We start from the raw sequence: 9,191 nt of genomic DNA, 5'->3' as shown, positions 1-9,191 counted from the left end.
TAAAACTGTAGTGATTGCAGCAGTCAGAGTTGTTTTACCGTGGTCAACGTGGCCGATAGTACCAACGTTAACGTGCGGTTTGGAACGTTCAAATTTTTCTTTAGACACGACTATATTCCTTAATATCGCTCCCTCGAGTAGAGGGAGCGTAAACTAAATTGAACTCGAAAGGATCTTATTTCGCTTTACGAGCTTCGATAATAGCCTGAGCGACGTTGCTAGGCGCTTCGTTGTACTTCAAGAACTCCATAGAGTATGAAGCACGACCCTGAGTTTGTGAACGCAGGTCAGTTGCATAACCGAACATTTCAGCCAGTGGTACTTGAGCACGGATGATCTTACCGGTAGGCAGATCGTCCATACCTTCAACCATACCACGACGACGGTTTAAGTCACCGATAACGTCGCCCATGTAATCTTCTGGCGTTTCAATCTCAACTTTCATGACTGGCTCAAGCAGAATTGGCTTAGCTTTCATGAAGCCGTCTTTAAATGCCATTGATGCGGCAATTTTAAACGCGATTTCTGAGGAGTCAACATCATGGTAAGAACCGTAATGTAAACGAGCCTGAATATCCACAACAGGGTAACCTGCTAATGGACCAGATTTCAGCTGTTCTTGAATACCTTTATCAACAGCTGGGATGAATTCTTTAGGAATTACACCACCAACGATATCGTTGATAAATACGTAGTTCTCTTCACCACCTGCTGGTAATGGAGACAGGTCGATAACAACATGACCGTACTGACCACGACCACCAGATTGTTTCGCGTGCTTACCTTCGATATCAGTTACTGTATCACGAATAGTTTCACGGTAAGCAACCTGTGGTTTACCTACGTTCGCTTCAACTTTAAATTCACGACGCATACGGTCAACTAACACGTCTAAGTGCAGCTCACCCATACCAGCAATGATAGTCTGACCAGTTTCTTCGTCGCTTGATACGCGGAAAGATGGATCTTCCTGAGCCAGACGGTTCAGAGCGATACCCATTTTTTCTTGGTCAGCTTTAGTCTTAGGTTCGATAGCAACAGAGATTACTGGCTCTGGGAATTCCATACGTTCTAAGATGATTGGTGCTTCAATTGCACACAGAGTATCACCTGTAGTCACGTCTTTCAGACCGATAGCAGCAGCGATGTCGCCCGCACGAACTTCTTTAATTTCTTCACGCTTGTTAGCATGCATCTGAACAATACGGCCAAAACGTTCTTTTTTGTCTTTAACCGGGTTCAGAACTGTGTCACCTGAGTTTACAACACCAGAGTACACACGGAAGAATGTTAAGTTACCAACAAATGGGTCAGTTGCGATTTTGAATGCCAGAGATGAGAATGGCTCTTCGTCGCTTGAATGACGTTCTGCTGGAGTATCTTTACCGTCTGGTAACATACCTTTGATTGCAGGAACATCTGTTGGTGCTGGCAGGTATTCAATTACCGCATCCAGCATTGCCTGAACACCTTTGTTCTTAAATGCAGAACCACAGGTAACCAGGATAATTTCATTATCTAGAACGCGTTTACGCAGAGCAGCTTTGATTTCTGCTTCTGTCAGTTCTTCACCGCCCAGATATTTGTCCATCAGTTCTTCTGATGCTTCAGCAGCAGATTCAACCAGGTTGTTGTGCCATTCTTCAGCTAAATCTTGCAGATTTGCAGGAATGTCTTCGTATTCGAAGGTAACACCTTGGTCTTCTTCATTCCAACGGATTGATTTCATTTTAATTAAATCAACAACACCGGTGAAATTTTCTTCAGCGCCTACTGGAATTTGCAGTGGAACTGGGTTTGCTGCCAGACGTGTTTTGATTTGTTCAACAACACGCAGGAAGTTTGCACCCATACGGTCCATTTTGTTAACGAACGCGATACGTGGTACATGATATTTGTTAGCCTGGCGCCATACTGTTTCTGACTGAGGCTGAACACCACCAACTGCACAGTAAACCATAACCGCGCCATCAAGAACACGCATAGAACGTTCTACTTCGATTGTGAAGTCAACGTGTCCCGGGGTGTCGATGATGTTTACACGGTGAGGCTCAAACTGTTTAGCCATACCAGACCAGAATGCAGTAGTTGCTGCGGATGTGATAGTAATACCACGTTCCTGCTCCTGCTCCATCCAGTCCATTGTTGCTGAACCTTCGTGAGTTTCACCAATTTTATGGTTTACACCGGTATAAAACAGAATACGTTCACTTGTAGTGGTTTTACCGGCATCGATGTGCGCACTGATACCGATATTACGGTAGCGTGCTATGGGGGTTTGACGAGCCATTTTTTCCTCTCTCGTGGGCGTTCAATTCAGGTAAAGGACAGCAGAGCTGTCCTGAAAAGAGTTGCGATACTCCGTGGATTACCAACGGTAGTGTGCGAACGCCTTGTTTGCATCTGCCATACGGTGAACGTCTTCACGTTTCTTAACAGCAGCGCCTTTGTTTTCAGCCGCATCAGATAATTCATTTGCCAGGCGAAGAGCCATGGATTTATCACCGCGTTTACGAGCAGCTTCAACAATCCAACGCATTGCTAATGCATTACGACGAACTGGGCGTACTTCAACTGGAACTTGGTAAGTTGAACCACCAACACGGCGGGATTTAACTTCCACAGTAGGACGTACGTTATCTAATGCGATTTCGAACGCTTCCAGTTCAGTTTTGCCTGAACGCTGAGCCAGGGTCTCAAGCGCATTATATACGATAGATTCTGCAGTAGATTTTTTACCGTCTACCATCAGAATGTTTACAAATTTAGCCAGCAGTTCTGATCCGAACTTAGGATCTGGCAGAATTTTACGTTGACCAATTACACGACGACGTGGCATGGAAATACTCCGTTTAAAATTCAGGGTTGTCCAAAACTCAATGAGTTTATTTTGACATTATTGGTGAAAAAATGTTTGGCCTTACTTAACGGAGAACCATTAAGCCTTTGGCTTCTTCACACCGTACTTAGAACGAGCTTGTTTACGGTCTTTAACACCAGAACAGTCCAGCGCGCCGCGAACAGTGTGGTAACGCACACCTGGTAAGTCTTTAACACGACCACCACGGATTAAGATTACGGAGTGCTCCTGCAAGTTGTGGCCTTCACCACCGATGTAGGAAGAAACTTCGAAACCGTTAGTCAAACGCACACGGCATACTTTACGCAGTGCTGAGTTTGGTTTTTTTGGAGTGGTAGTATATACACGAGTACATACGCCACGTTTTTGCGGGCAAGCTTCCAGAGCTGGAACGTTGCTTTTAACAACTTTCGAGCTACGAGATTTGCGTACCAGCTGATTAATAGTTGCCATTTAAAAAAAGCTCCTGGTTTTTGCTTCGTAAACACGGATTTGAACTCTGTCTTGTCAACAAGACAAAACATGAGGACGCAGAATTTTATTGCTGACGGGCTCATGTGTCAAGAATTATACAGCAATTCTACGCTCCCCAATGAATTTGTTGGGGGTGTTTTACCGTTAAATCGACAAAATCACTATAATGGATGAGTTTAATATGATGAGATACTTGATCTTTTAAGCCTCTTGCCAAAACATCATCAATTAATGCGTAAACTGAAATTTGCTGTTGAAGACAATATTTTAATAAAGGATTGTCTTCAAGGACTGCCAGTACACCATCTTGTATTAACAAAACATCATCTTCTTTTGTCAATAAAGATAAAAAAGCCTCTAAATCACTTTGATAAATAGAGACAGAATAAGTATACAACATAACTGTTCAACCTTCCTGACTAACTTCTGTATTAAAAGCGTAATACCACATCATATTCACTCAATTTTTGAGCAATATCTTGATGGGATATCACCTGCGCATCCAACACAAAAGCAGTTTGAGAGGATAATCCACGATGAGCCATGTCTTTCTGTGATATATAGACGTTTGTCACATCATACAAGGGTAGCACTTTAAATGTTGCCGCATGATGTCGTGACAACACCCCTTCAGGCTGTTGATTTTCAACAAGTTGAAATACGCCATCAGAGATAAAGAAAACACCAAGATCTTCTGTTAATGCGGAGGTTGCAAGTAAAGCATCTAAACCTTCTCGCCCTGCACTATTACCATGAGGAGCTTGAGTAAACAGGAAGGCGATTGAATTCATTTTCTTCATTAAAATTGCACCACTCGGGAACAGGTCAACATCGCTTGAGCCAATGACCCCAAACCACTTAACTCAAATTCAGGTGCCATGTTATAACCATCCATTTCCTGCTCTTTTGCCTGTTGCTCATCGATAATTCCTCTACGCAATGCGGCAGCAACACAAACATGCAAGGGGATTTGATGTTTTTTCGCCAAAGTAACCCACGCTTTAGGGAGATCAAATTCATCATTTGCGGGCGATACCCACTTATTAGCGTTCACAACACCTTCTCGATAGAAGAAAATTTGTGCAATTTGATGCCCTTTTTCAAGAAGGGCATTCGCGAATAAATAGGCACTTGAAGCTTGTTCAGTTCCGTAATGAGGCCCCGTAACCACTAAACAATATGTCAAGGAACTCATAATGTTGCCTTATTCTCCGTTTTTAAACTGGCGAATATAGAGATACACAGTATGTTTTGAGATATTCAAGCGGTCTGCAACCTGATTAATCGCATCTTTAATATCAAAAATACCTTTCTCATAAAGGCTTAACACGACTTGTTTATTCTTGGCATTATTAGCGACTTCACGATCATTATTGACTTCTTCAATCGTGAACTCTAATGTTTGAGCCACTAAATCATCAACAGATGAGGCAAAGTTAACATCAGATGCAACTTCATGTGTTTCTTCAGGAATAAAGGTTTTGATTATTTCAGAGAATGGGACATCAAGGTTCATATTAATACATAATAAACCAATGACACGGCGTTCACGATTACGAATGGCAATCGTGATTGACTTCATCAATGCACCACTTTTTGCTCTAGTAAAATAGGCCTTTGAAAAACTTGAATCTTCATCTGTGATGTCATGTAACATTTGTAATGCCAAATCGGTAATTGGAGAACCAATCTTACGACCAGTATGTTCTCCATTCGCGATTTTAACCGCTGAACATTTCAAATCTTCCAGAGAGTGCAATACGATTTCGCAATGATTGCCTATGAGCATTGCTAAACCATCCACGGCAGCTTCATAGGACTTTAGTATTTCGTGATCAGTTTGAGTAAAAGGTCGGCTATCTAGTTTTTCAAACTCGCTGCTGTCACCATTAAATAACGGGCTAGACATATGATTATATAATCCTTAAAGGCTTTAATTATGATAATGACTTGAGGCTCTATTTTTTATAACGATTCGTCATTGCGGATCAATTCAATATTAAAAAAATTTAAATATAAAAACAGAATTAAGCACGATTCTGACGTTAGATCGCCAGAAGATCTACGTCAAGTGACTTAGAATAAGAGCTTTGTGATAGGTCACAGCTTTTTTCATTTTTCTTTATATTTTGTACTCATCTCCAGCTTTTATTTTTACAAACTTCCCTTTTTATGGGTAGTTAGAATAAAGATTGACACTATTGAATAGATTACCTATATTCCAATTTATTGTTATTTTAACGAGTGATTAATCCTATGAATACACTGGTGATCTACAAATCTCAGCAAAGTTCATCAATAGTAGGATTAATTTTTGTTGCTCCTATACCTATTAAGATCCTCGCTTCACCACCTCTGCCTATGAAAGTGGTTGTAGTCAATACAACAGTTGTTGTTGCAACTCACGTTGCTTGATTAATTTGCTTAGCTTAAAGAACATACTTAATCAACACCTATATAATGATATGTTGTTTATTTTATTCATTGATATCTTACCAATTAGCTAATAGACATTAAAAATAATCAAGCTCTCTTATTGCTTATTTTACAGGTATATCATTATGTACTTACGTCAATATTGGGCAAAATTCGGTCCAACGACATTATTCGTTTTATTGTGGAGTAGCGGTGCTATCTTTTCTCGCTGGGGCTTAGATAATGGTAGCTCATTTGCTATTTTAACGTGGCGTTTTATTATCGCTTTAGCATTTCTCTCTTTTTTGTGTATTCAGCGCCATCGTTTTCTGCCCCCCAAAGGAAGTCGTTTAAAAACAGCATGGGTCGGCTTACTTATTATTGGTGGTTATTCCATCTGTTATCTTTTAGCACTCGCTAATAGCATTACACCGGGAATGTTAGCCACGATTATGGGCGTTCAGCCAATTATTACCCTATGGATAATAGAACGTAATTTTACCGCGACACGGCTATTAGGACTTTTAATCGCCTTGGCTGGATTAGTGTTAGTGGTTGCCCAAAGTTTATTTAATACAACCCTCTCATTTACGGGAATGATTTACGCGTTAGTTGCACTACTTTGTATGAGCTTTGGTGCCATCTCTCAGAAGAAACTGCAATTAGCGCCAATGGATGCCCTACCGTTACAATATGTTGTTAGCCTTGTGTTGTGCTTGTTATTTGTACCATTCCAGCCTTTTCATGCTTCATTCGATATTGGCTTCGTCATTCCTGTGCTTTGGCTTGCCGTGATCATTTCTGTTGTTGCTCAATTACTACTATACCGCTTACTTACAACAGGTAATTTAGTTAACGTCACTAGCTTATTTTATTTGGTGCCTGGCGTGACAGCATTAATGGATTACATCTTTTTAGGTAACAAGATGTCTTGGCTGAGTTTAGCTGGGATGGGCGCAATTATTGTGGGCTTGCTGTTTGTTTTTAAAAAACCCAACGCCATTATTGTAGAAGAGACAGTAAACTAACACTATGCATTAATAAATAATGAGCTATACATTAGAAATAAAAATGCTGACATAAATGTCAGCATTTTTTTAGTGATATTTAGAGATAAGTGGATTACTTATCGCTTTCAACACTTAGTAATTCAACTTCAAAGACTAATGTTGAGTTAGCTGGAATACCACTTGTTGCGCGTTGTCCGTAGCCTAATTCTGGTGGAATAACTAACTTGATTTTACCGCCTTCTTTGATGTACTTCATACCTTCAGTCCAACCAGGAATAACGCTTTTCAGGCTAATCGTCAGAGGTTCGTTACGATCATAAGAGCTATCAAATTGTTTACCATCAATCAGCATGCCTTTGTAGTTTACAGTAACACGATCAGCATCTGTTGGTGTTTTACCTTTACCCGGATTTTCAACTAAATAGAGTAAACCTGATTTGGTTTTTACCACACCTTTTTCCGCAGCAAACTCTGTACGGAATTTATCACCCGCCGTTTTGTTCTCAGTCGCTTCTTTTTCCATTTTTGCTGTTGCAGCAGTACGGACTTGATCTTCAAAAGCCGCTAACGTTAATTCAATCTCAGCGTCTGATAATTTTGATTTACTATTAAATGCATCCTGAACACCTGCTAACAGTTGTTTAGAATCTAAAGTAATACCAATATTTTTTTGTTCTTGTAATGCAGCTTCCATATAGCGACCCATCGACGCGCCTAACGCATAGGCATTTTGCTCATTTTGAGTTTTAAATGCGCTATTTAGTGTTGGCACTTTAGCTGTTGCTTCTTCAGCGAATGCATGAGGTGCACTGAATGCGAAAGCTAAACTGGTTGCCAACAACGTCGTTTTTAATAAAGATTTCATCCCATTCTCCAGTATATGTTAGTGAGTCGCTACGTTTTGCGAACGAGCATCATAGATGCTTCGCCAAAACATTTTGCATCACTTCTTGCTGTCGTTGCGGTATATACTCATCCGCGGGTAGCAATTTTATATGAATTTAAAAAAGTTGCCGACACTCTTAACAGTTAATGTTACGATTTTTGTCAGCACAGAGTGCTATCACATTAGCAAAATAGTCTTTTATCTCAAACCAGATTTATGTCTTCCTGTGTATATATCAGTAAATAAGATTAAATTTCGCGAGTTTGTTAATCATATTCGTCGTAATAGGTCATTTTGAAGGAGGAAAAACACAATGGATATTAAGGAAGTAGAGCGATTGCTCATTCAATTAGAAAGCAAAGTTGCTTTCCAAGATGCGACTATTGAAGAATTAAATCAAGTGGTCACACAACAGCAAATTGAAATCAGCCGCTTTAAAGAAGCTTTAAAAATTGTTTCTGAGCGCCTAAAAAATTCTCAAACTTCGATACTTGCTAGACCTGAGGATGAAACACCTCCCCCTCACTATTAAGTCATCGTTCGCTGTTAAGATCAAAACTGAAAACAAAAAAGGAGCACTTAAACGCGCTCCTTTTGATCTTTTCAAAGAAAAATTAGTGCTGGCAACCACAACCGCCATTGCCGTGGCCGTGGCCGTGACCATGACCATGACCGCCGCCACAGCATCCACCTTCTTCACCGTGTGAATGACCATGACCATGACCACCGCCACAGCATCCGCCTTCTTCACCGTGACCGTGGCCACCACAACATTCGTGTTCTTCTTCTTCACCGTGTACATGACCGTGAGCTAATTCTTCTTCAGTTGCTTCACGAATTGCAACGATTTCAACATGAAACTTCAGGTTTTGACCTGCTAACATGTGGTTACCATCAACGATAACTTCGTCACCTTCAATACCTGTGATTTCTACTGGTACTGGACCTTGATCGGTATCAGCAAGAAAACGCATACCAACTTCTAACTCATCAACACCCACAAAAACATCTTTTGGGACGCGTTGAACTAAGTTTTCATCGTATTGACCATATGCATCATCAGAAGCAACTTCTACGTCGAATTTTTCACCGACTTCGCGACCTGTTAATGCATTTTCTAAACCACTGATTAAAGAACCACGGCCATGCAGATAGTCTAACGGTGCGCTCACCGTGGACTCATCAACTAAAACACCGTCTTCTGATCTTACTTGATAAGCCAGACTAACTACCAAGTCGTTTGCTACTTTCATGACATCTCCTACATACCCGTGGGCAAAATTTTCCCGATTGTAACGAAAAATAAATCTTCTGTATCGGGTTATATCAAAAAAACCTACAATTATTGTGGTGTAAAGATCCCAATGACTTGTTCATTTTCACGAACAAGCGAGTTAACTTCACCCTCTGTTTGCCGTTGCTGATGGCCACATTTCGCACATTCCACAATATCCACTTTATCTTCACGCCACATTTTGAGTGTATCTTGGGCTTGACAGTGTGGACACACAGCTCCTGCGATAAAGCGTTTACGGGTTGCAGACAT

14 protein-coding genes are annotated in these 9,191 nt (G+C 40.7%); 3 read left to right on the top strand and 11 right to left on the bottom strand.

Annotated elements, in window-relative coordinates:
• The 8 genes from DK865_RS00820 to DK865_RS00785 all read right to left on the bottom strand — a co-directional run.
• The coding region (locus DK865_RS00820; RefSeq protein WP_228407704.1) for a GTP-binding protein at window positions 1-108 on the bottom strand (108 nt) is incomplete at its 3' end.
• Window positions 109-175: 67 nt separating this feature from the next.
• Window positions 176-2,290, bottom strand: coding sequence for an elongation factor G (fusA, locus tag DK865_RS00815; RefSeq protein WP_023583305.1), 2,115 nt, complete (start codon window positions 2,288-2,290; stop codon window positions 176-178).
• A 78-nt stretch (window positions 2,291-2,368) separates the two neighbouring features.
• Window positions 2,369-2,839 (bottom strand): 30S ribosomal protein S7, encoded by a 471-nt coding sequence (gene rpsG, locus DK865_RS00810; protein ID WP_004246897.1) that lies wholly within the window; start codon window positions 2,837-2,839, stop codon window positions 2,369-2,371.
• 99 nt (window positions 2,840-2,938) lie between these two features.
• Window positions 2,939-3,313 (bottom strand): 30S ribosomal protein S12, encoded by a 375-nt coding sequence (gene rpsL / locus DK865_RS00805; RefSeq protein WP_004236497.1) that lies wholly within the window; start codon window positions 3,311-3,313, stop codon window positions 2,939-2,941.
• 127 nt (window positions 3,314-3,440) lie between these two features.
• A complete protein-coding gene (gene tusB, locus DK865_RS00800) occupies window positions 3,441-3,734 on the bottom strand; it encodes a sulfurtransferase complex subunit TusB (protein ID WP_109390926.1) in 294 nt (97 codons plus the stop codon).
• 31 nt (window positions 3,735-3,765) lie between these two features.
• Window positions 3,766-4,134, bottom strand: coding sequence for a sulfurtransferase complex subunit TusC (tusC, locus tag DK865_RS00795; protein ID WP_023583302.1), 369 nt, complete (start codon window positions 4,132-4,134; stop codon window positions 3,766-3,768).
• A complete protein-coding gene (gene tusD / locus DK865_RS00790; RefSeq protein ID WP_036914403.1) occupies window positions 4,134-4,529 on the bottom strand; it encodes a sulfurtransferase complex subunit TusD in 396 nt (131 codons plus the stop codon). The genes tusC and tusD overlap by 1 nt, the downstream gene beginning before the upstream one ends.
• A 9-nt stretch (window positions 4,530-4,538) precedes the next feature.
• The gene (locus tag DK865_RS00785) at window positions 4,539-5,243 is read right to left on the bottom strand and encodes a helix-turn-helix transcriptional regulator (protein ID WP_023583301.1); all 705 of its coding nucleotides are present in this window, start codon (window positions 5,241-5,243) and stop codon (window positions 4,539-4,541) included.
• A gap of 347 nt (window positions 5,244-5,590) precedes the next feature.
• Between DK865_RS00785 and DK865_RS18590 the strand changes: the two genes are divergently transcribed.
• A complete protein-coding gene (locus tag DK865_RS18590) occupies window positions 5,591-5,749 on the top strand; it encodes a hypothetical protein (RefSeq protein WP_162556596.1) in 159 nt (52 codons plus the stop codon).
• Window positions 5,750-5,895: 146 nt separating this feature from the next.
• On the top strand, window positions 5,896-6,777 hold the full coding sequence (locus DK865_RS00780; RefSeq protein ID WP_109390925.1) for a DMT family transporter: 882 nt from the start codon (window positions 5,896-5,898) through the stop codon (window positions 6,775-6,777).
• Window positions 6,778-6,871: 94 nt separating this feature from the next.
• On the opposite strand, the gene fkpA is transcribed toward DK865_RS00780, so the two are convergent.
• On the bottom strand, window positions 6,872-7,624 hold the full coding sequence (gene fkpA, locus DK865_RS00775; RefSeq protein ID WP_088494382.1) for an FKBP-type peptidyl-prolyl cis-trans isomerase: 753 nt from the start codon (window positions 7,622-7,624) through the stop codon (window positions 6,872-6,874).
• Window positions 7,625-7,958: 334 nt separating this feature from the next.
• Between fkpA and DK865_RS00770 the strand changes: the two genes are divergently transcribed.
• Window positions 7,959-8,177: a SlyX family protein gene (locus DK865_RS00770; RefSeq protein ID WP_023583298.1), complete on the top strand. Its 219-nt coding sequence runs from the start codon at window positions 7,959-7,961 to the stop codon at window positions 8,175-8,177.
• Between the two features lie 82 nt (window positions 8,178-8,259).
• Here DK865_RS00770 and slyD read toward each other — a convergent pair whose 3' ends face one another.
• The gene (slyD, locus tag DK865_RS00765; protein WP_109390924.1) at window positions 8,260-8,898 is read right to left on the bottom strand and encodes a peptidylprolyl isomerase; all 639 of its coding nucleotides are present in this window, start codon (window positions 8,896-8,898) and stop codon (window positions 8,260-8,262) included.
• A gap of 89 nt (window positions 8,899-8,987) precedes the next feature.
• Window positions 8,988-9,191: a YheV family putative zinc ribbon protein gene (locus DK865_RS00760; protein ID WP_036914399.1), complete on the bottom strand. Its 204-nt coding sequence runs from the start codon at window positions 9,189-9,191 to the stop codon at window positions 8,988-8,990.

It is taken from the genome of Proteus cibi, assembly GCF_003144405.1.
Taxonomy (GTDB): domain Bacteria; phylum Pseudomonadota; class Gammaproteobacteria; order Enterobacterales; family Enterobacteriaceae; genus Proteus; species Proteus cibi.
The sequence above is the reverse complement of the archived record's forward strand: the minus strand, read 5'-3'. Positions and strand labels throughout refer to the sequence as shown.

Excerpts from the sequence above, each read along its gene's own strand:
- tusD (WP_036914403.1), bottom strand. The coding sequence starts at position 4,529 with ATGAGTTCCTTGACATATTGTTTAGTGGTTACGGGGCCTCATTACGGA.
- DK865_RS00780 (WP_109390925.1), top strand. The coding sequence starts at position 5,896 with ATGTACTTACGTCAATATTGGGCAAAATTCGGTCCAACGACATTATTC.
- DK865_RS00760 (WP_036914399.1), bottom strand. The coding sequence starts at position 9,191 with ATGTCTGCAACCCGTAAACGCTTTATCGCAGGAGCTGTGTGTCCACAC.
- DK865_RS18590 (WP_162556596.1), top strand. The coding sequence starts at position 5,591 with ATGAATACACTGGTGATCTACAAATCTCAGCAAAGTTCATCAATAGTA.
- DK865_RS00770 (WP_023583298.1), top strand. The coding sequence starts at position 7,959 with ATGGATATTAAGGAAGTAGAGCGATTGCTCATTCAATTAGAAAGCAAA.
- DK865_RS00785 (WP_023583301.1), bottom strand. The coding sequence starts at position 5,243 with ATGTCTAGCCCGTTATTTAATGGTGACAGCAGCGAGTTTGAAAAACTA.
- tusB (WP_109390926.1), bottom strand. The coding sequence starts at position 3,734 with ATGTTGTATACTTATTCTGTCTCTATTTATCAAAGTGATTTAGAGGCT.
- rpsL (WP_004236497.1), bottom strand. The coding sequence starts at position 3,313 with ATGGCAACTATTAATCAGCTGGTACGCAAATCTCGTAGCTCGAAAGTT.
- slyD (WP_109390924.1), bottom strand. The coding sequence starts at position 8,898 with ATGAAAGTAGCAAACGACTTGGTAGTTAGTCTGGCTTATCAAGTAAGA.
- rpsG (WP_004246897.1), bottom strand. The coding sequence starts at position 2,839 with ATGCCACGTCGTCGTGTAATTGGTCAACGTAAAATTCTGCCAGATCCT.
- tusC (WP_023583302.1), bottom strand. The coding sequence starts at position 4,134 with ATGAAGAAAATGAATTCAATCGCCTTCCTGTTTACTCAAGCTCCTCAT.
- fkpA (WP_088494382.1), bottom strand. The coding sequence starts at position 7,624 with ATGAAATCTTTATTAAAAACGACGTTGTTGGCAACCAGTTTAGCTTTC.
- fusA (WP_023583305.1), bottom strand. The coding sequence starts at position 2,290 with ATGGCTCGTCAAACCCCCATAGCACGCTACCGTAATATCGGTATCAGT.